This is a genomic window from Povalibacter sp. (assembly GCF_036520495.1).
Taxonomy (GTDB): Bacteria; Pseudomonadota; Gammaproteobacteria; order Steroidobacterales; family Steroidobacteraceae; genus Steroidobacter.
In genome coordinates this window covers 104632-124878 of record NZ_DATDJO010000039.1, presented here as the reverse complement: position 1 = coordinate 124878, position 20247 = coordinate 104632, and the positions used below count along the sequence as shown (strand labels likewise).

Annotated in this window: 15 protein-coding genes and 1 riboswitch; of the genes, 10 read left to right on the top strand and 5 right to left on the bottom strand. The window is 62.2% G+C overall.

Annotation, left to right across the window (positions count from 1 at the left end; genetic code table 11):
• Window positions 1–234: 234 nt before the first annotated feature.
• From VIZ63_RS15275 to VIZ63_RS15265, 3 genes are all read right to left on the bottom strand, one after another.
• A complete protein-coding gene (locus tag VIZ63_RS15275; protein WP_331610536.1) occupies window positions 235–978 on the bottom strand; it encodes an ABC transporter ATP-binding protein in 744 nt (247 codons plus the stop codon).
• Window positions 979–980: 2 nt separating this feature from the next.
• A complete protein-coding gene (locus VIZ63_RS15270) occupies window positions 981–1796 on the bottom strand; it encodes an ABC transporter permease (RefSeq protein WP_331610535.1) in 816 nt (271 codons plus the stop codon).
• Between the two features lie 125 nt (window positions 1797–1921).
• Complete coding sequence (locus VIZ63_RS15265) at window positions 1922–2995, bottom strand: putative urea ABC transporter substrate-binding protein (RefSeq protein WP_331610534.1); 1074 nt, start codon at window positions 2993–2995, stop codon at window positions 1922–1924.
• A gap of 148 nt (window positions 2996–3143) precedes the next feature.
• Window positions 3144–3266: riboswitch (guanidine-I (ykkC/yxkD leader) on the bottom strand.
• A gap of 329 nt (window positions 3267–3595) precedes the next feature.
• On the opposite strand from VIZ63_RS15265, the gene VIZ63_RS15260 reads away from it, so the two are divergent.
• The 10 genes from VIZ63_RS15260 to VIZ63_RS15215 all read left to right on the top strand — a co-directional run bounded on the left by VIZ63_RS15260 (window position 3596) and on the right by VIZ63_RS15215 (window position 17987).
• Window positions 3596–4321, top strand: a complete 726-nt coding sequence (locus tag VIZ63_RS15260) for an urea amidolyase associated protein UAAP1 (protein ID WP_331610533.1) — start codon at window positions 3596–3598, stop codon at window positions 4319–4321.
• A 15-nt stretch (window positions 4322–4336) separates the two neighbouring features.
• Window positions 4337–4993, top strand: a complete 657-nt coding sequence (locus VIZ63_RS15255) for an urea amidolyase associated protein UAAP2 (protein ID WP_331610532.1) — start codon at window positions 4337–4339, stop codon at window positions 4991–4993.
• Between the two features lie 93 nt (window positions 4994–5086).
• Complete coding sequence (uca, locus tag VIZ63_RS15250; RefSeq protein WP_331610531.1) at window positions 5087–8680, top strand: urea carboxylase; 3594 nt, start codon at window positions 5087–5089, stop codon at window positions 8678–8680.
• 5 nt (window positions 8681–8685) lie between these two features.
• Window positions 8686–10467 carry an allophanate hydrolase gene (gene atzF / locus VIZ63_RS15245; RefSeq protein WP_331610530.1) on the top strand — a complete coding sequence of 594 codons (1782 nt, stop codon included), beginning with the start codon at window positions 8686–8688 and terminating at the stop codon, window positions 10465–10467.
• Between the two features lie 118 nt (window positions 10468–10585).
• A complete protein-coding gene (locus tag VIZ63_RS15240) occupies window positions 10586–11692 on the top strand; it encodes a D-alanine--D-alanine ligase family protein (RefSeq protein ID WP_331610529.1) in 1107 nt (368 codons plus the stop codon).
• Between the two features lie 284 nt (window positions 11693–11976).
• Window positions 11977–12846 (top strand): hypothetical protein, encoded by an 870-nt coding sequence (locus VIZ63_RS15235; RefSeq protein WP_331610528.1) that lies wholly within the window; start codon window positions 11977–11979, stop codon window positions 12844–12846.
• A gap of 114 nt (window positions 12847–12960) precedes the next feature.
• Window positions 12961–14592, top strand: a complete 1632-nt coding sequence (locus tag VIZ63_RS15230) for a long-chain-fatty-acid--CoA ligase (protein ID WP_331610527.1) — start codon at window positions 12961–12963, stop codon at window positions 14590–14592.
• Between the two features lie 196 nt (window positions 14593–14788).
• Window positions 14789–17311, top strand: coding sequence for a glycogen/starch/alpha-glucan phosphorylase (locus VIZ63_RS15225; RefSeq protein ID WP_331610526.1), 2523 nt, complete (start codon window positions 14789–14791; stop codon window positions 17309–17311).
• 95 nt (window positions 17312–17406) lie between these two features.
• Window positions 17407–17670 (top strand): type II toxin-antitoxin system RelE/ParE family toxin, encoded by a 264-nt coding sequence (locus tag VIZ63_RS15220; protein WP_331610525.1) that lies wholly within the window; start codon window positions 17407–17409, stop codon window positions 17668–17670.
• A 2-nt stretch (window positions 17671–17672) separates the two neighbouring features.
• Window positions 17673–17987: a helix-turn-helix transcriptional regulator gene (locus VIZ63_RS15215; RefSeq protein ID WP_331610524.1), complete on the top strand. Its 315-nt coding sequence runs from the start codon at window positions 17673–17675 to the stop codon at window positions 17985–17987.
• A gap of 7 nt (window positions 17988–17994) precedes the next feature.
• Here VIZ63_RS15215 and VIZ63_RS15210 read toward each other — a convergent pair whose 3' ends face one another.
• A complete protein-coding gene (locus VIZ63_RS15210) occupies window positions 17995–18423 on the bottom strand; it encodes an MAPEG family protein (protein WP_331610523.1) in 429 nt (142 codons plus the stop codon).
• Window positions 18424–18546: 123 nt separating this feature from the next.
• Window positions 18547–20124: a fumarate hydratase gene (locus VIZ63_RS15205; protein WP_331610522.1), complete on the bottom strand. Its 1578-nt coding sequence runs from the start codon at window positions 20122–20124 to the stop codon at window positions 18547–18549.
• Window positions 20125–20247: the final 123 nt, after the last annotated feature.

The following is a 20247-nucleotide window of genomic DNA, read 5'->3' as shown; positions in this document are numbered from 1 at the left end:
GGATTTCCATTGGTCATGATCGGCGTTTGAAATGCAGATGTTCGACTGAAGTCGAACCCTCAAGAGGGGCGAACCCAATGGCACTGCCTTAAGAACAGTCTGAATGGTTTTCTGTGGGTCCGACTTTAGTCGGACATCTCTGGGCCTCGAGGATTATCCAAGGGAATCCAACGGGAAAGCCGGACCCACAAAGCTCGGAATCGGACTTGCAAGATTGAATCAGCGGCATTGGGCTCAGGCAGCGTTCCGGGTCAGGTCGCGGCCTTTGAGCGGCAGGTTGTAGGTCACCGTGGCGCCGTACGCCTCTGGTGCCTGCGGGTCATGGCGTCGCTTGTCGAAGACCAGCAGGCGCGTGCCGAGCTGGAAGCTTTCCTTCACGTCGTGCGTGATCATGAAAATCGTCATGCGGTTGAGCGCCCACAGCCGCAGGATGATTTCGTGCATGTCGGCCGTGATGCCCGGATCGAGCGCGCCGAAGGGTTCGTCGAGCAGAAGGATCCGCGGCTCGCAGATGACCGACTGTGCGATCGACAGCCGCTGCTGCATGCCGCCGGACAGTTGCGATGGATATTTATCCCTCGCGGCGTACAGGCCGATGGAGTCGAGCAACTGGTTGGCCTTGTCGATGGCAACGCGGCGTTTCGCCCCGAAGAGGCGGCCGAGAAAGCGTGAGCCCGCGAACTCCAGGCCCAGGAGCAGATGCTCGATCACGGTCAGGTGCGGGAAGAGCGAGTAGCGCTGGAACACGATACCGCGCTCTGGCCCGGGTTCTGCCGGCACGGGCTTGCCATCGAGCAGCAATTCGCCGCGCGTCGGCTTCTCCACGCCCAGCAGCAGGCGCAGGAACGTTGTCTTGCCGCAGCCCGACGCACCGACGATGGTGACGAATTCGCCGTCGGCGATTTCCAGGTTCAGATTCTCCAGCACCACCTGCTGGCCGTATTCCTTCCACAGACGCCTCACCGTGACCGCCGCCATGACTACTTCGTCGCCTCCGTCCAGGGGAACAGACGTCGACGTGCAAGACGCAGCAGCCAGTCCATGAGGAACGCGAGCAGCGTGATCCAGATGACGTACGGCAGGATGACGTCCATCGCGAGGTAGCGCCGCACCAGGAAGATCCGGTAGCCGAGCCCCTCGGTCGATGCGATCGCCTCCGCCGCGATCAGGAACAGCCATGCGCAGCCCAGCTGCAGTCGCACGGCATCGATCAGCCGCGGCCACAGCTGCGGCAGGATAACGCGCGCAGACAGCAGCCAGCTCGACGCACCCAGCGTCTGTGCCTTGATCAATTGTTCGGTCGGCAGTTCAGAGGCGCGCAACGCCACGTCGCGCGTGATGATGGGTGCGACACCGATGACGATGAGTGCGACCTTCGCGACTTCGCCCAGTCCCAGCACGATGAACAGCACGGGCAGGATCGCCAGCGGAGGAATCATGGAGACGGCGGCGACGAACGGCGCCGCCAGCGCCCTGACATAGGGAATGGCGCCGATCGCGAGCCCCACCGTGATGCCGATGACGGCGCTGATCCCGAGCGCCAGCAGAATGCGTTGCAGACTGGCCCAGGTGTCGAGCCACAACAGCACCTCGCCGCTGCGCTTGTCCTCTTCGAACGCATACGTGTGCACGGTATCGATGAGCGTCGACATGGCCGGCAGCAACTTGTCGTCCGGATTGACTTCGAGCCGCGCATTCGAGCCCAGCAGGTAGGCCACGATCAGCAACAGGAACGGCAGCGCAGCCAGTACGACTGCGCCGCCGCGGTTGGGATGAAGATTGACGAGACGGGGCATGAGAAGAGGTCAACTGGCTAACTGGCTAACTGGCTAACTGGTCAACCGGCTCACTGGCCGACTGGCCAGAGCGGGAAGGGCAGTGCCCTCTTTATCTGGCCAGCCGACCAGTCGGCCGAAGGTGCTCAAAGAGCACCCTCGCTCGCCATCTTCACGTACGTCGCATCGAACCTCATCTTGATGTTCTTCGCATTGCCGAGCGTCTTGCCGCCGGGGAATTCGATACCGACCACATCGACGGTCTTTGCGCCTTCGCCGAGCAGGCCGTGCTCGAAGGAGAATTTCCGCACCAGATCCATCGTGGTCTGCACCTGCGGGCTGGCGACGAACGCGAGCGATTCAGCGGGCGTCCAGAACATTTTTGTAGTCGCGAGCTGGCCGTTGAAGCCGGCGAGGTCGGTGCCTGACGCCTTGGCCATGTGTGCCAATGCTTTCGGATCCTTCTTCGCCATCAGTGCCAGGGTTTCGTACCAGGCGCCGACCAGTGCTTTCGCGAACTTCGGGTTGTCTTTCAGCGTCGCGCTGTTGACCACCATCATGTCGATGATCTCGCCCGGGATCTTGCTCGAATCGAACACGAGCTGGGCGTCGGGCGCGGCGAGAATTTCACTGAGTTGCGGCTTCCAGGTCACGGTGGCCCTGGTGTCCGCGGCGGCATAGGCGCCGACGATGTCGGCGTCCGAGGTGTTGACGACCTTGATGTCGCGTTCCTTGAGTCCGACGGTTTCGAGGCCGCGTGCCAGCAGGTAGTGCGACACGGAAAGCTCGACGAGATTGACCGGCAATCCCTTGATGTCGGCCAGCTTCTTGCCCTTGCCTTTCAGCACGACGCCGTCGTTGCCGTTGGAGAAGTCGCCGACGATGAGCGCCGTGGAATCCACGCCACCCGCCGACGGGATCGTCAGCATGTCCATGTTGGTCATTACGCAGCCGTCGAAGCCGCCGGCGGTGTACTGATTGATCGACTCGACGTAGTCGTTGATCTGGGTCAGCTCGATCTGGATGCCGTACTTGTCGGCCCACTTTTTCAGGATGCCGCTGTCAGCCGCGTAGTCCCACGGCATCCAGCCGACATAGATGCTCCACGCGACCTTGAACGATTTCTTTTCGGCAGCGGTGGCGTTGTGAGTGAACGTGGCGGAGAGCAGGGCGCAGGCCAGAACGGCAGCGCGGGCAAGAACCTTCAGACGCGATTGCATTCGGCGACTCCTCATTAGCGGTCTAGTCGTGGACTGGACTTCGTTGCACCCGGACGTGCATTCAGCCAGCTATCGCAGCACCGCTTTCGGGTCGGCAGGTCCGGCCGCAGGCAATGCCGCGTTCCTGGGAAACTCAACGAGTTTCCCGACCTCCCGGGCTTTTATCCCGCCGTGTATCCGTCAATGCGTTCTGACGAGCGCACTACCCGGACTGCCTCTCTCGGACCAGCATCGCGCTTGCCGCGCAATCGGAACCCTAGACGCACATTGTTCTGATGGAGGTGTGCAAGGCGTGGGCCAACGGCGATCGGGTCAACTGGCTGACCGGCAAACTGGCTGACTGGCCAGAGGGAACGGCGATGCGTGTTGCGATGTTTTCGCTCGGTATGCCCCTTCTTCGTGCGATGCCGGCGACGACACGCACAATTCCAGCGCGAAATTTCACTCCGGATCTGTTTGTGGCGACATACGACCGGAGCGCAATGGCGAGCCCACAGCACTGGTTCTGATTCTGGCCAGCGGCCAGTAAGCGAGTTCGCCAGTTGGCCCATTCCTTGCTCCTGCCATCTCATCGAATGTTCATCGAGGTCGATTGCGACGATGGCGGAAGGCGCTCCGTACTGGATGTTGTGGGAAGAGCTCGTGGCTGCGGGTGCTCACTGGTCGGGGTTGCTGCGTCGGGGAACGACGCTGCGTCTGACGGACGTCGCCGGTGGCGCCAATGCGTCCGTGCTGTTCGTCAACTACGACGATCGCCTCGAGCGTTACAACATGCCCGACACGCTCAAGGCGCAGCACACGGCCTTCCTTAGCAAGGGGTTTGTCTGCTACTCGGACATGGGTCGCGTGCTCTGTTCGATCACCGACGATACCTGCGGCTGGCACGACACGATCTGCGGTGTGTCGTCGCCGCAGCTGGTCCGCGAGAAGTACGGCGTGGCGCGTTACCAGGAACATCGCAACGAGCGGTTCCGGAATGGCTATGAAAGTCTGCTGACCGAGCTCGGCAAGTACGGGCTGGGCAAGCGCGATCTGGGCGCGAGCGTCAATTTCTTCAGCAAGGTCACAGTCGAGGAGGACGGCAGTCTGGAGTTCCAGCGCGGCAATTCGTCGCCGGGAACCTATGTGGATCTGCGTTTCGAGATGAATGTGCTGGTCGTGATTGCCACGTGTCAGCACCCGCTCGATCCGGATGATCGCTACCAGCCGCGCGAAATCCGCCTGACTGCGTGGCATTCGCGGCCGGCGCCGCGCAACGACCCGTGCCGGATCAAGTGTCCGGAAAACGAACGTGGTTTCAGGAATACCGAAGTGTGGTTCAGGTAGTTGCGGAGCAATCGCGTGCCATTGATCGAAAGCAGTCTCGACCCCCGCAACGCCGTTCACCGCGAGATCGTTGCTGCCGGCGAACCGTGGATGGGCACCGTGAAAACGGGGCAGGCCTTCCGTATCCTCGATCTCGAGGGTAACCAGGCTGTCGACACCCTGTTCTATCGCGCCGATACGCTCGAAGAACGCTACAGCGCACAGGACACGATCCGCGCACAGGGCAACATCTATCTCACTGCGGGTACTGCACTGCTGTCCAACGAGGGCAATGTGCTCATGACGATCGTGGCCGATACCTGCGGGCGGCACGACACGCTGGGCGGCGCCTGCTCGGCGGAGAGCAACACGGTTCGTTACGCGCTGGACAAGCGGCACATGCACAGTTGCCGCGACAATTTCCTGATTGCGCTGGCTCGTTGGGGCGAGAAGTTCGATCGCGACATCAGCAAGCGCGATCTGTCGAGCAACATCAACTTCTTCATGAACGTTCCGGTCACGCCGGCCGGCAAGCTGACGTTTGCCGACGGCATCTCGGCGCCCGGTCGGTACGTGGAAATGCGGGCGGAGATGGATGTCACCGTGCTGATCTCCAACTGTCCGCAGCTCAACAATCCCTGCAACGCGTACAACCCGACGCCGGTGGAAGTGATGATCTGGAGCAGCCAGTGATCGTCTGATCGCTGACGGCTTCACTCGCGGGACGACCCGTGAGCCACAGAACAACGCCGGGACGACCCGGCACCTTGGGCCTCACGGTGCTTCATGTTCGACAAGGTGCTGATCGCCAACCGCGGCGCGATTGCCTGCCGCATTCTGCGTACCCTCAAACGTCTCGACATTCGCTCGGTGGCGGTCTACTCGGACGCTGACCGTCATTCGATGCATGTTGCACTGGCGGATGAAGCCGTGAGACTCGGGCCGCCGCCGGCTGCGCAAAGTTATCTGTCGCAGGATCTGATCATCGCAGCGGCGCAGTCCACGGGTGCGCAGGCCATCCATCCCGGCTATGGCTTTCTCAGCGAGAACGCCGAGTTCGCGGAGCGCTGCGCCGCAGCCGGCATCGGGTTCATCGGTCCGACGCCTGCGCAGATGCGCGACTTCGGGCTCAAACACACCGCACGAGCGCTCGCGCTCAAGCACGATGTTCCCTTGCTGCCCGGCAGCGGATTGCTCGAAAACATCGAACACGCGATCGTCGAGGCCCGTCGCATCGGACTGCCGGTCATGCTCAAGAGCACGGCGGGTGGCGGAGGCATCGGCATGCAGCTGTGTCGCAGCGAGCAGGAGCTGCAGGATGCCTTCCCTTCCGTCGAACGCCTGGCGCGGGCCAATTTCAGTCAGGGCGGCGTGTTCCTGGAGAAGTACGTCGAACGCGCGCGACACATCGAAGTGCAGATTTTCGGCGATGGGCGCGGCAACGTCGTGGCCCTCGGAGAGCGTGATTGCTCCGTGCAGCGCCGCAACCAGAAAGTGATCGAGGAAACACCTGCGCCGCATCTTTCCGCGGCTACGCGGGAGGAACTGCTGCAATCGGCGCGCCGGCTCGGCGAGGCGATCGGCTACAGGTCCGCCGGCACGGTGGAATTCGTGTACGACGATGCGGCGGAGCAATTCTATTTTCTGGAAGTGAACACGCGCCTGCAGGTCGAGCATGGCGTCACGGAACAGGTCACGGGGATCGATCTCGTCGAGTGGATGATCCGCACGGCAGCCGGCGAACCGCCGGATCTGCGCGCGTATCGACATGCACCGCGTGGACACTCGATCCAGGTGCGGCTCTACGCCGAAGATCCGCTGCACAACTTCCGGCCGTCCAGCGGCCTGCTGTCGCATGTCGAACTGCCGCGCGGGGTGCGCGTCGATTCGTGGATCGAGACGGGCACCGATGTACCGGCGCACTACGATCCCATGCTGGCGAAGATCATTGCCGATGGCGAAACGCGGGAGGCGGCGCTGCAGAACCTCGAGCGTGCGCTCGATGACACACGCGTATACGGCATCGAGAGTAACCAGGCCTACCTGCTGGCGATCATCCGTGACGAGGTCTTCAGGCAGGGGCGCCAGTTCACCCGCTACCTGAATGAATTCAAGTACGAACCGCGTACGGTCGAAGTGATCCAGCCGGGTACCCATACGACGATCCAGGATTATCCGGGTCGGATCGGTCATTGGGATATCGGGGTGCCGCCGTCCGGACCGATGGACGATCTTGCGTTCCGTCTCGCCAATCGCATCCTGGGCAACGAGGAATCTGCCGCGGGGCTGGAACTGACCGTCGCCGGTCCGACGCTCCGATTCAACACGCAGACGCAGATTGCGCTGACGGGTGCGCGCATGAAAGCGGAGCTGGATGGCAGCGCGGTCGCATGGTATGCCCCCATCGATGTGCGACCGGGCAGCACGCTGAAGCTGCGCGCCATCGAGGGAGCAGGGCAGCGGACGTACCTCGCCATCCGCGGTGGCTTCGATGTGCCGCACTACATGGGCAGCCGTGCAACATTCACCCTGGGTCAGTTCGGCGGCCATGCAGGCCGGGTGCTGCGAGCGGGCGACACGCTGCGAATCGCGCCAGCGCCGCAAACACAGGAGTCATGCTCTGCACCGCCGGAACTGGTTCCCGCCTATTCCTCGCACTGGGAAATCGCTGTCATGTACGGCCCGCATGCAGCACCGGATTTTTTCACTGCGGCCGACATCGATGCCTTCTTCGCCGCGAACTGGGAAGTGCACTACAACTCCAGCCGGACCGGCGTGCGCCTGGTCGGGCCAAAGCCGACGTGGGCTCGCCGCGATGGCGGCGAGGCGGGATTGCATCCGTCCAACATTCACGACAACGCCTATGCGATCGGCGCCATCGACTTCACCGGGGACATGCCGGTGATACTCGGTCCCGACGGCCCAAGCCTCGGCGGCTTCGTCTGCCCTGCGACCATCGTGCGCGCGGAGCTGTGGAAGATCGGGCAGCTGCGTCCGGGTGACAGGGTGCGTTTCCGCTGCATCCCGATGGCAGAAGCAGTGACGATGGAGCGAGTCATGGAGGAGTCGATCGGTGCGCTCAGTTATTCCCCTCGAGCAGACGACCACGATGAGGGGCGCGGGCGAATGTCCGCGATTCTTGCCTCGTCCAACGCGCAAAGTCCGTCCGTCTGTTACCGCCAGGCCGGCGATAAATACCTGCTGGTCGAGTATGGCGAACTGGTGCTCGACCTCGAACTGCGCTTCCGTGTGCATTCGCTCATGGAGTGGTTGCAACGTGAGCGTGTGAAGGGGGTAGCGGAGCTGACGCCCGGCATCCGTTCGTTGCAGATTCACTATGACAGTCGCGTGATCTCCCAGCTTGATCTGGTGAAGCTTCTGCAACAGGCGGAGCGGGAGCTGCCGGCCGTCGACGCTGTCGAAGTGCCGAGTCGCATCGTGCATCTGCCGCTCTCGTGGGACGATCCGGCGACGCGGGTTGCGATCGACAAGTACATGCAATCAGTGCGCAAGGACGCGCCGTGGTGCCCGAGCAATATCGAGTTCATCCGTCGTATCAACGGACTCGATTCGATCGAGGATGTGCAGCGGATCGTCTTCGATGCGAGTTACCTGGTCATGGGGCTCGGTGATGTGTATCTCGGAGCGCCCGTCGCTACGCCGCTCGATCCGCGCCACCGGCTGGTCACGACCAAGTACAACCCGGCGCGCACCTGGACGCCCGAGAACGCCGTGGGCATCGGCGGTGCGTACCTCTGCGTCTATGGCATGGAAGGTCCGGGCGGCTATCAGTTCGTGGGCCGCACGGTGCAGATGTGGAACCGGCATCGCCAGACGGCGGAATTCACCGACGGCAAGCAATGGCTGCTGCGCTTCTTCGATCAGCTGCGCTTCTATCCGGTCAGCGCCGATGAATTGCTGCGTCTGCGCGAAGAATTCGTTCGCGGTCAGTTCCAGCTCGAAGTCGAGCCGACGACGCTCAAGCTGCGTGACTACCGGCAGTTCCTTGCCGCCAATCGTCCATCGATAGACGCGTTCAAGTCGAAGCAACAGGCGGCGTTCGAGGCGGAGCGGGAACGCTGGCACGCCAGTGGCCGGCTCACATTCGACTCCGATGGTGCCGCCGCAACGGACCGTGAAGCTGCGCAGGAACTTCCCGAAGGAACGGCCGCGGTAACGTCGCCGGTGACTGGAAATGTCTGGTCGATTGCCGCGCGTGTCGGTCAGAAGATCCGGGAAGGCGACGAGTTGCTGGTGGTCGAAGCCATGAAGATGGAGATTCCGATCCTGGCGGACGAGGGTGGCGAGATCGTGGAAATACGCTGCGAGCCGGGCAGGCCGGTGATTGCCGGCGATGTGCTGGTGGTCGTGAAAGGGTAGTGGCTATGAATACAACTCCGTTGACGATCGAAAGCCTGCTGGATGCCTATCGCGCAGGGCGAACGACCCCGACCGACGTGATCGATGACGTGCTGGCGCGCATCGAAGCCGCACCGGACCGACACGTGTGGATCACCCGGCTCACGCGCGAACAGGTCATGAGTTACGTGGCGGCGCTGGGATCGATGACCGGTTTACCGCTCTACGGCGTGCCGTTCGCCATCAAGGACAACATCGATCTGGCGGGCGTTGCCACGACGGCGGGTTGTCCCGACTTCGCGCATGTGCCGGAACGGTCGGCGACCGTCGTCCAGAAGCTGCTCGATGCAGGAGCGATTCCAATCGGCAAGACCAACCTCGATCAGTTCGCCGCCGGACTCAACGGCACGCGCTCGCCATACGGTGCGTGTCACAACAGTTTCGATGACGCATTCGTCTCGGGCGGCTCGAGCAGCGGTTCGGCGGTCGCTGTTGCAACCGGTTGTGTGAGCTTCGCTCTGGGAACGGACACCGCGGGCTCCGGACGTGTACCTGCGGGCTTCAACAACATCGTCGGGATGAAGCCGTCATGCGGCTTGCTGAGCACGACAGGTGTCCTGCCGGCCTGCCGGTCGCTCGATTGCGTATCCATCTTCGCGATGACCGCGGCGGACGCGCGACGGGTGCTCGATGTCGCCGAAGGTGTCGATGCCGCCGATGCGTACTCGCGTGAGCTGCAATCAGTACCCTTGCCGCAGGCGCCGCGTATCGGTGTGCCGCGCGCCGACCAGCGTGAATTCTTCGGTGACCTCGACTACGCGCGCTTGTTCTCGCTCGCCTGCGAACGTGCGGCCGCCGTGGGCGGAGCAGTCATCGAAGTCGACTTCGCGCCGCTATTCGAAACGGCGCGGCTGCTCTACGAAGGCCCATGGGTGGCGGAGCGCTATGCCGCCATCGAATCGTTCCTGTTGGCGCACCCGCATTCGTTGCATCCGGTAACCGAGACGATTGTGGGCAGCGGCAATCAGCCCACGGCGGTCGCTGCCTTCCGGGCGCAGTACCGGCTCAAAGAACTGCAGCGGCAAGCCGCGGCGTTGTGGACTGCCGTCGATGTACTCATGGTGCCGAGTGCCGGCACGATCTACCGCATCGACGAAATGCTCGCGGACCCGATCCGCCTGAACTCCAATCTCGGCATCTACACCAACTTCGTGAACCTGCTCGATCTGGCGGCCATCGCAGTGCCAGCTGGATTCAGGACGGATGGATTACCGTTCGGCGTGACGCTGATCGCTCCGGCGGGCACCGATCGGGCCTTGCTGCAACTCGGTGCGATTTTGCATCTGGCGAGCTCGCCAACGCTGGGCACCTCGGCGGTGCCAGTGCCCGACAGCATCGCGCCGGGCGATGACATTGCAGCGGGATATATCGCCGTTGCCCTGTGTGGCGCGCATATGAGCGGCCTGCCGCTGAACGTGCAGTTGACGCAGCGTAAGGCCCATCTGTTGCGCACCACGCGCACCGCTGCGTCCTATCGGTTCTTCGCGGTTCCCGGCGGCCCGCCGCAACGGCCCGGTCTCGTGCGCGTCGCGCAGGGAGGAGGGGCGATCGATGTGGAAGTCTGGGCGGTGCCGCAACAGCACTTCGGTTCCTTCGTCGCCGGCATTCCATCGCCGCTCGGCATCGGCAAGATCGAACTGGAAGACGGTTCGCTGTGCTCGGGATTCCTGTGCGAGTCATGGGCGGTGGATGACGCGCAGGAGATCACTGCGCTGGGCAGCTGGCGGGCTTTCCTCAAGCTGGTTTGAAAGCTGGGAGAAGAAGGATCTCCCCGTGGAGATCTTCTTTCTTAGATGGACCTGTCGCCCGCCACAATTGATCACAGTTCGCCTCCGGTGCTGCCGGATCACTGGTTAGCCTGCAGGCATGAACGCAGCGATCCGGATGAAAGTGGGTGTGTTGTTCGGTGGCCGGTCCGCCGAGCATGAGGTATCGATTCTCTCCGCGCGCAACGTGATTGCCGCGCTGGACCCGCAGCGCTTTCAGCCAGTCGCGATCGGGATCACCCGCAACGGCCGCTGGATTCAGCAGTCCACGCAACGGCTGTTGCGGGCCAGCGGCGATCCCCGCTTCGTGCAGCTGTCCGCGGAAGGCCCCGAAGTGTCGTTGCTGCCATCGCGACGCCTTGACGCCAACGAGGCTGACAGACACGTCGATGTGATCTTCCCCGTCCTGCATGGGCCGCAGGGCGAAGACGGTACCGTGCAGGGCCTGCTGGAATTGGCTGATGTGCCGTATGTCGGCGCGGGCGTACTGGGGAGCGCGGTGGGCATGGACAAGGACGTGATGAAGCGTCTGCTGCGCGATGCGGGGATTCCGGTCGCGCGGTTCGTCGTCGTCCGGCGGCACGAATATCGTCGCGATCCACTTGCCACACTCGCCGACATCGAACGGCTCGGCTATCCGCTGTTCGTGAAGCCGGCCAATCTCGGCTCGTCGGTGGGAGTCACGCGTGTTCTCTCGCGTGCGCAGTTGCCGGCGGCGTTGCAGAGCGCCTTCGACTATGACCTCAAGGTCATCGTCGAGGAATCGATCAGCGGTCGCGAGATCGAGTGTTCCGTGCTGGGCAATGACGCACCGGTCGCGTCGGTTCCGGGCGAGATCGTCGTGACGCACCCCGATGGCTTCTATTCCTACGACGCCAAGTACCTCGACGATCACGGAACGAGGCTGCAGGTGCCCGCAGCACTCGACGAGGCATCGGTACGGCAAGTGCAGCAGCTGTCGCTTGCCACGTTTCGTGCGCTGGAGTGCAGCGGTCTGGCGCGGGTCGATTTCTTTCTGCAATCCGACGGGCAGCTGCTGGTGAACGAGATCAATACCCTCCCGGGGTTCACTGCGATGTCGATGTATCCGAAGCTCTGGGCTGCGAGCGGCGTGCCGCCACGTGAGCTCATTTCCCGCCTGATCGATCTCGCCATCGAGCGGCATGCTCAGCGTCGGTCCCAGCGGTCTGTGTGCTCCGTGCGTTGACGGCTCACAGTAAGCGGGCAGCAGGCACAAGAGCCTGAGAGGGAAGAGTCTCCACGGGGATCACGGCGCAGGAAGAGAGCATGCTTTCAGCGTTTGTCTTTCCCCGTGCTCCCCGTGTCCCCCGTGGAGATCCTCGTCTTGTCAGTCAAGGACTGAAGCCCGCTTTCAAAAGGGCGAACTGCGTATCAGAGTGAATCCGTCCGTGCCCACTAGAGTCGCGCGTCAGGGTTGAGTTGTGCGATTCGACATATTCCAAGACGTCGCCAAGCGCGCGAGGAAAACGCATGGGCCTGTCGGAGACCATCCTTGCCGCGATGATCGGCGCCGTCGCGACCGTGGGTACCGCGCTGTTCCAGCTCCTCACGGCGTTCAGGGCCAAGGGGCGCACCGACATCAAGCCGAAGCGCGGCACGACGTTGCGATCCATCGTGGCGGTGCTGGCGCTGATGGTGGCTTCGGCCGTGGGTGGTTTCCTGTATTCGCAGTTTCTGCAGCACCGCTCCGGAGAGGACATCCGCGCCATGCGACAGGAGTTGCGCGAGCTGCGTGACCTGACGGCGGCTCGTGTGCTTGAGCGCAATCAGTCGCCGCAGCTGGCCGATTCGGCAGCGGCAGATCCCGTCGGTCATCCCCCGCTGAGCGCTGCTGCACCGGTGATTCCAACGCGCCTTGAACCGGAAAACGGTATTGCGGAATCGATCGCCTACGTCCCCGCATGCCGGGCAGCCGCGACGAGTACAGACTGTGACGAATCCAGTGCGCAGCGCATCGCCTTGTGCGGCACCGTACCGGCGCATGCACGCGTCAGTTCGATTCAGCTCTTCGCACAACCCGATGCCGTGCAGCATCCCTGGGACCAGTACGCGGTGGCGCTGGAGGCCGATGCGGGCGGTGCGCGCTTTGCCGGCCAGACTTTCGAATATGCACAGGGTCCATCGGCCAGGGCTGTCTGCGTGAACTTCCTGCAATGGAGCAGCCAGCATCCCCATATTGCCCGCATCGTGGTGCAGTACACCACGCTATCCGATGCAGGGATGACGCCAGGAACTGATGATGAAGCGGCGCCGGTTGTGCAAGCAACGGTGGCCGCAGGTGAGGCGTTCCGGGCAGTCTCGCCGGCCGCATTCGCCACGCCCCGCACGGCGTTGCGCTAGACATCCATCGTTCATAGCGCAGTTCCGCCGCTCACCACGGCTCTCCCTCTTTCTGAACGGCGTGGCAGGTGCTTAAATCCGGTCACTATTACAACCAGATGACCGGGGGCTCGCATGTTCGGTCAGATGATGGATCGGCCGCTGCTGATCAGTTCGCTGCTGCGGCATGCCGAGCGGCAGCATCCACGCCGCGAAATCGTTTCGATCACGGTCGATCATCCCCGTCATCGATATACCTATCGCGAGGCGTTCATCCGGATCCGGAAGCTTGCGAATGCGCTCGCCAGGATGGGCGCCCGGCCGGGTGATCGGATCGCTACGCTGGCCTGGAATGACTTCCGGCACTTCGAAATCTACTACGCGGTGTCGTGCTCCGGCTTCGTGTGTCACACGATCAATCCGCGGTTGTTCGAGGAGCAGCTGACGTTCATCGTCAACCATGCCGAGGATCGCTGGTTGTTCCTCGATCCGGCATTCGTGCCGCTGGTGGAGAAATTGCAGCCGACCCTGACCAGTGTCGAGGGCTACGTCATCCTGACGGATGACGCACACATGCCGGCCACGACGCTAGCGAATGCGCGTAGCTACGAATCGCTGATCGCAGCGCAAGCGGATAGCTTCGAGTGGCCCGAGTTCGACGAACGTACCGCCAGTTCGCTGTGCTACACCTCGGGAACCACCGGCGACCCCAAGGGCGTGCTCTACAGTCACCGCTCGACGATCCTGCATTGCTATGCGATGGCATTGCCCGATGCCAGCGGCTTGTCGGGCAACGATGTGCTGATGCCCGTCGTGCCGATGTTTCACGTCAATGCATGGGGGTTGCCGTACACCGCGCTGATGCTGGGCGTGAAGATGGTGTTTCCGGGCCCGAAGATGGGCGATCCGCCGACATTGCAGTCGTTGATCGACGAGGAGAGGGTGAACTTTGCTGCCGGCGTGCCGACGGTCTGGCAGGGACTCGTCGCCTATCTCGACCAGACCGGCAAGCGGGTCGACTCGCTCAAGAGTGTCCTGTGCGGCGGCTCGGCCGTGCCCGTCTCGCTCTCCGATGCGCTGCGCGACCGCTATGGCGCCGACATCAAGCAGGCCTGGGGTATGACGGAAACCAGCCCCATCGGCACCATCTTCACTTATTCGCCCGAAGCGCAGCGACTGCCCGATGCACAGCGCGATTCTTTGCGCGCCAAACAGGGCCGTTGCATCTATGGCGTCGAGCTCAAGATCGTCGATGACGATGGCAATGAACTGGCGCACGACGGCAAGTCGTTCGGCGCTTTGAAGGTGCGTGGCCCTTGGGTGGCTTCGAGCTACTACCGTCGCGACAACGACGACGTTTTCGACCAGGAGGGCTGGTTCAGTACCGGGGACGTGGCGACGATCTGCCCGTTCGGCTACATGCAGATCACCGATCGCACCAAGGACGTGATCAAGTCGGGCGGCGAATGGATCAGCTCCATCGGGCTCGAGAACCTGGCCGTGGCGCATCCGGCGGTGGCGCAGGCAGCGGTGATCGCCATCGCGCATTCGAAGTGGCAGGAACGGCCGCTGCTCGTCGTCGTGCTCAAGCCAGGCGAGTCGGTGACGCGTGAGGAGCTGTTGGATTTCTTCTCAGGGAAGATCGCCAGGTGGTGGATTCCGGATGACGTCGCCTTCGTCGAGAAACTGCCGCTGACGGCGACCGGCAAACTGAGCAAGCTGCAGCTGCGCAAGCGGTTCGAAGGCTACCGTCTGCCGACCGATTGACCGCACTTCCTCGCGGTCTGTCACGAGCATTTCATCTGCGGGTCGTAGCGTGCGCCCTCAAACGGCGCTGATGTCTGCACGCATGTCCAAACATGGTGCGTGATGAGCGGCATGGGCGAACATTCCGGCGGCGCAATGCATGCACGAAACTTGCACCGTGGGGTGACACTGATCGCAACCCCATACGGTGCCAAAGATGGCTACTCCGCTCGTCGCAGTCGAAGACCCGGTTTCACGGGAAGATGATCGCACTGCGCTGACGAAAGACGCATTCAAACACGCCTTTCTCGACAACCTGTTCTACATCCAGGGCAAGTTTCCCGCCCTCGCCACCAAGAACGACTACTACCAGGCGCTCGCGTACGCAGTCAGGGATCGGATGCTGCAGCGCTGGATCAGTACCGCGGCGGCCTACACCAGGCAGGGATCGCGGACGGTGGCTTACTTTTCGGCCGAATTCCTGATGGGACCGCATCTCGGCAACAACCTGGTGAATCTCGGGATCCACGAGGAGGTCCGTCAGGCGATCACCGAGCTGGGCCTGGACTTCAACGAGTTGCTGCTCGAGGAAGACGAGCCGGGGCTCGGCAATGGCGGCCTTGGTCGGCTCGCCGCGTGCTTCATCGAGTCGCTGGCCACGCTGGAGATTCCGTCGCTCGGCTACGGCATCCGCTATGAGTTCGGCATTTTCCACCAGGAGATGGTCGACGGCTGGCAGACCGAGCGCACCGACAAGTGGTTGCGCTTCGGCAATCCCTGGGAGATCGCACGGCCGGAATGGGTAGTGCACGTCAAGCTGGGCGGACACACCGAGCAGTATCACGATGAGCTGCATCGGTTGCGCGTGCGCTGGGTGCCCGACAGGCTGGTGGCGGGCATTCCCTACGACACGCCCATCCTCGGCTACCACACGAACACGGCCAACACCTTGCGATTGTGGAAGGCCGAGGCGCCGGAGTCGTTCGATTTCGCCGTGTTCAATCGCGGCGATTACTACGGTGCCGTGATGCAGAAAGTCTCGTCGGAGAATCTCAGCAAGGTGCTGTACCCGAACGACGAGCAGCTGCAGGGCAAGGAGCTGCGGTTGTCGCAGCAGTACTTTTTCGTGTCCTGCTCATTGCAGGACATGTTCCGCATTCTTCACGTCCAGAAAATCCCGGTCGAACGCTTCCACGAGAAGTTCGCAGCCCAGCTCAACGACACCCATCCGGCCATCGCGGTGGCCGAACTCATGCGTCTGCTCATCGATGAATACGTGGTGCCGTGGGAGCAGGCCTGGGAGATCACGCGCAAGACGTTCGCGTACACGAATCACACGCTGCTCCCGGAAGCGCTCGAGTGCTGGCCGCTGGAACTGTTCGCCAGGCTGTTGCCGCGGCATCTCGACATCATTTTCGAGATCAATGCCCGCTTCCTCGACGAAGTACGCATCCGCTTCTACGGTGACGAAGAACGCATCGCGCGCATGTCGCTGATCGACGAGCGCGGTGAGCGCTACGTGCGCATGGCGCATCTGGCCTGCGTGGGCAGTCACGCGGTCAACGGAGTGGCGGAGCTGCACTCCCAACTGCTGAAGCAGGATGTGTTGAAAGACTTCTACGAACTCTGGCCAACGCACTTCGGCAACAAGACCAACGGTGTCACGCCGCGGCGCTGGATGGCGTTGAGCAACCCGAGACTGACCGATCTGATTTCGTCCAGCATTGGCGATGCCTGGATCACGGACCTGAGTCAATTGAAGAATCTCGAGCCGCTCGCGGAAGACAGCGTCTTCCGTCAGCGCTGGCTCGAGGTCAAACGGTGCTGCAAGAGCGATTTCGCCGCCGTGGCGCTGAAAAAGACCGGCATCCTCATCGATCCGGATTCGCTGTTCGACGTGCAGGTCAAGCGCATTCACGAGTACAAGCGCCAGCACCTCAACATCCTGCATGTCGTCGCGCTGTATCACCGGCTGCGTTCGAATCCGCATGCCGATATCACGCCGCGGACGTTCCTCTTCGGCGGCAAGGCCGCACCCGGATACCACATCGCCAAGCTGATGATCAAACTGATCACATCGGTCGGTGATGTCGTGAATCGCGACCCGGCCGTGCGCGATCGGCTGAAGGTCGTGTTCCTGCCCAACTTCAACGTCAAGAACGGCCAGCGGGTCTATCCGGCCGCCGACCTTTCCGAACAGATATCGACGGCAGGCAAGGAGGCGTCCGGCACCGGCAACATGAAATTCTCGATGAACGGTGCGCTGACCATCGGCACGATGGACGGCGCCAACATCGAGATCCGCGAGGAAGTCGGGCCGGAGAATTTCTTTCTGTTCGGTCTGACCGCCGCTGAAGTCGGTGCGCTGAAGCGATCAGGCTATGACCCTTCACGCTACCTGCAGGGGGAATTGAAGGAAGTCATCGACCTGATCCGCAGCGGCTTCTTCTCGCGCGGCGACACGGAGCTGTTCCGGCCGCTGCTCGACAACCTGATCTACCACGATCCCTACCTGCTGTTCGCGGACTTCGATTCGTATGCCGACGCGCAGCAAAGTGTGTCCGCGGCCTACCAGGATTCGCAGCGCTGGGCGCGGATGTCCATCCTGAATACGGCGCGGTCCGGCAAGTTTTCCTCCGACCGGACGATCCGCGAATACGCCGCCGATATCTGGAAGGCGCCGGCCGTCCCGGTACGATTGTTGTCGCAGGAGGATGTGAAGGTCGGGTTCATGCAGTGAATCGCCCTTGCTGCATGTCTGAAACTCGGCGATTCGAAGCGATTGACGTCCCGCACGCGGAGGTCGCCCGGATATCCTGACTGAGGGTTTCCTCAATGTCAGGTCTGGTGTGCTGCTGCGGCGCCTGCAACTGGGCGAGCATCTGGATGCCGCATTCGAGAGTGATGCCATCGATCGGCCCCTGCTGCCATGAGTTGCGACTGATCGATAGCGATTTCTCATGGCGCATCATCTACGCGATCACCCGCGAAGCGATCGTCGTGCTGGATGTATTTCCCAGGAAGACGCGCGCGACACCGAGCACCGTGGTGGCGACCTGCCGCAGGCGTCTCGCCGCTTATCGTCGTGCTCTGGAATAGAAATGGCGAAGCAAACGAAGCTTGAAAAACTGCAACGTGCGGGTTGGCGCGTCGGTGGACCGAAAGAGTTTCTCGGGCTGTCTGACGAGGAAGCTGCCTTCATCGAGATCCGCGTCGCGCTCAGCCGGCATCTGCGTGAGCGACGTCTGGACAGCGGACTGTCGCAGTCGGATCTCGCTATCCGCATGGGGTCGAGTCAGTCGCGGGTGGCCAAGATGGAATCTGCCGACCCGACCGTATCGCTCGATCTTCTCGTTCGCTCTTTGCTCGCGCTCGGCGTCAGTTCGGCGGAGATCGGCAAGGTACTGCGAAAGTGAATGGGAGCTAGGTGCTCATCACCAGCCGAACCGCAAAAACTCCCCACATCACATACAGCACAATCGCGCTCGCCACGAACACCTGAAATCTGCGGATGACTTTGTTGCTCGTGAGATGAATCCAGGTATGGAAGGCTCTCAGCAACACGTAGCCCCACGCGCACGCGAGCAGCAGTAGCGTGGTCAGTTTCGTGATCGCAAGGAAGCCGCACAGCGCATAGAACAGCACCGGCATCTCGAACAGATTGCGGAAGTGATCCGCCGATTGCGTGTTCTCGAGTTTCTCCACCGCCTGCTTCGACGTCGCGATCTGCTGCGGATGAATCCGCCGCGCTCGCAGTTCACCGAGCCGATCCGATCCGAGTCGCAACCACGCGAAGCCCGTCAGGAAGGCGAGGGCGGTAGGCGGCAGCAGGATGGCGTGATCGAGCGTCATTTTTCTTTCCGGGAGGGGAGGAAGATCTCCACGGGGTACACGGGGATCACGGGGTCAGAAGCGAGAACAGAATTTCTTGTTCAGCCCCTGTGAAACCCCGTGGTGAATGTCTCTTCTTGATTCTCAGGCTTCGATTTTCACGGGGATCTTGCCGATGCGCTTCTGCCACTCGGCGGGACCGGTTTCATGCACCGATGTTCCATTCGCGTCCACGGCGACGGTGACGGGCATGTCCTGCACGTCGAATTCGTAGATCGCTTCCATCCCCAGGTCAGCGAATGCAACGACGCGGCTCGATTTGATCGCCTTCGAGACGAGGTAAGCGGCGCCGCCGACGGCCATGAGGTAGGCGCGCTGGTATTTCTTGATGACCTTGATGGCTTCCGGACCGCGCTCGGATTTGCCGATCATGGCGATCAGGCCGGTCTTGCCGAGCATCAGTTCGGTGAACTTGTCCATGCGCGTCGCCGTCGTCGGGCCCGCCGGACCGACCGCTTCGTCCTTCACTGGATCGACCGGTCCGACGTAGTAGATCACGCGATTCGTGAAGTCGAGACCCGGAGGCAGCGGCTGGCCGCTGTCGATCAGCGTCTGCAGTCGTTTGTGAGCTGCGTCGCGGCCAGTGAGCATCTTGCCGTTCAGAAGCAAGCGCTGACCCGGTGTCCAGGCGGCGACCTCTTCCGGCGTCAACGTGTCGAGATTGACGCGCGTCGCGTCCGGCGATGCCTGGAACGTGAGTTTCGGCCAGAGATTCAGATCGGGTGGATCGAGTTTCACGGGACCGGAACCGTCGAGGATGAAGTGCGCATGGCGCGTCGCGGCGCAATTGGGAATGACGGCGACGGGAAGCGAAGCTGCGTGCGTCGGATACGTCTTGATCTTGACGTCGAGCACGGTCGTGAGACCTCCGAGTCCTTGCGCACCGATGCCGAGCGCATTTACTTTGTCCATGATTTCCAGGCGCAGCGCTTCGAGCTTGTTCTGTGGGCCGCGTGCGCGAATCTCGTGGATGTCGATCGTCTCGAACAAGGATTCCTTCGCGAGAACCATCGCCTTCTCCGCGGTCCCGCCGATGCCGATGCCGAGCATGCCTGGCGGGCACCAACCGGCTCCCATCGTCGGCACCGCTTTCACGAGCCAGTCGACGAGCGAGTCGGAGGGATTCAACATCACGAGCTTCGATTTGTTCTCCGAGCCGCCGCCCTTGGCCGCGAGCGCGATCTCGACTTCATTGCCCGGCACGACTTCCATGTGAATCACGGCCGGCGTGTTGTCCCTGGTATTTTTGCGTTCGAAGTACGGGTCGTTGACGATCGATGCGCGCAGCATGTTGTCCGGATGGTTGTACGCGCGGCGCACGCCTTCGTTGATCATGTCCGTGAGACTCATGGTTGCGTCCCACTGGACGTTCATGCCGACCTTCACGAAGATCGTGACGATGCCCGTGTCCTGACAGATCGGGCGATGACCTTCCGCGCACATGCGCGAATTCACCAGAATCTGTTTGATGGCATCCTTCGCTGCGGGACTTTCTTCCTGCTCGTAAGCTGCTGCCATTGCGCGGATGAAATCCGGCGAGTGGTAGTACGAAATGTATTGCAGGGCGTCGGCGACGCTCTGGATCACATCATCCTGGCGAATCACGCCGCCGGTGTTGCCGGAACGGATGGACTGGCTTGTCTGTGCTGGCTTGGCGGACATGGGCTGGGCACGGAAAATTACAGGGGGCGGCAATCTATCATCGGTGGCAGAGGGGGGGAAGAATCGCCCGGCCGGCGTCACAGTTCCTGTGAACTGTGCCGATACACCCCGTTGCAGGTGATA

Excerpts from the sequence above, each read along its gene's own strand:
- VIZ63_RS15275 (WP_331610536.1), bottom strand. The coding sequence starts at position 978 with ATGGCGGCGGTCACGGTGAGGCGTCTGTGGAAGGAATACGGCCAGCAG.
- VIZ63_RS15270 (WP_331610535.1), bottom strand. The coding sequence starts at position 1,796 with ATGCCCCGTCTCGTCAATCTTCATCCCAACCGCGGCGGCGCAGTCGTA.
- VIZ63_RS15265 (WP_331610534.1), bottom strand. The coding sequence starts at position 2,995 with ATGCAATCGCGTCTGAAGGTTCTTGCCCGCGCTGCCGTTCTGGCCTGC.
- VIZ63_RS15260 (WP_331610533.1), top strand. The coding sequence starts at position 3,596 with ATGGCGGAAGGCGCTCCGTACTGGATGTTGTGGGAAGAGCTCGTGGCT.
- uca (WP_331610531.1), top strand. The coding sequence starts at position 5,087 with ATGTTCGACAAGGTGCTGATCGCCAACCGCGGCGCGATTGCCTGCCGC.
- atzF (WP_331610530.1), top strand. The coding sequence starts at position 8,686 with ATGAATACAACTCCGTTGACGATCGAAAGCCTGCTGGATGCCTATCGC.
- VIZ63_RS15240 (WP_331610529.1), top strand. The coding sequence starts at position 10,586 with ATGAACGCAGCGATCCGGATGAAAGTGGGTGTGTTGTTCGGTGGCCGG.
- VIZ63_RS15235 (WP_331610528.1), top strand. The coding sequence starts at position 11,977 with ATGGGCCTGTCGGAGACCATCCTTGCCGCGATGATCGGCGCCGTCGCG.
- VIZ63_RS15230 (WP_331610527.1), top strand. The coding sequence starts at position 12,961 with ATGTTCGGTCAGATGATGGATCGGCCGCTGCTGATCAGTTCGCTGCTG.
- VIZ63_RS15225 (WP_331610526.1), top strand. The coding sequence starts at position 14,789 with ATGGCTACTCCGCTCGTCGCAGTCGAAGACCCGGTTTCACGGGAAGAT.
- VIZ63_RS15220 (WP_331610525.1), top strand. The coding sequence starts at position 17,407 with ATGTCAGGTCTGGTGTGCTGCTGCGGCGCCTGCAACTGGGCGAGCATC.
- VIZ63_RS15215 (WP_331610524.1), top strand. The coding sequence starts at position 17,673 with ATGGCGAAGCAAACGAAGCTTGAAAAACTGCAACGTGCGGGTTGGCGC.
- VIZ63_RS15210 (WP_331610523.1), bottom strand. The coding sequence starts at position 18,423 with ATGACGCTCGATCACGCCATCCTGCTGCCGCCTACCGCCCTCGCCTTC.
- VIZ63_RS15205 (WP_331610522.1), bottom strand. The coding sequence starts at position 20,124 with ATGTCCGCCAAGCCAGCACAGACAAGCCAGTCCATCCGTTCCGGCAAC.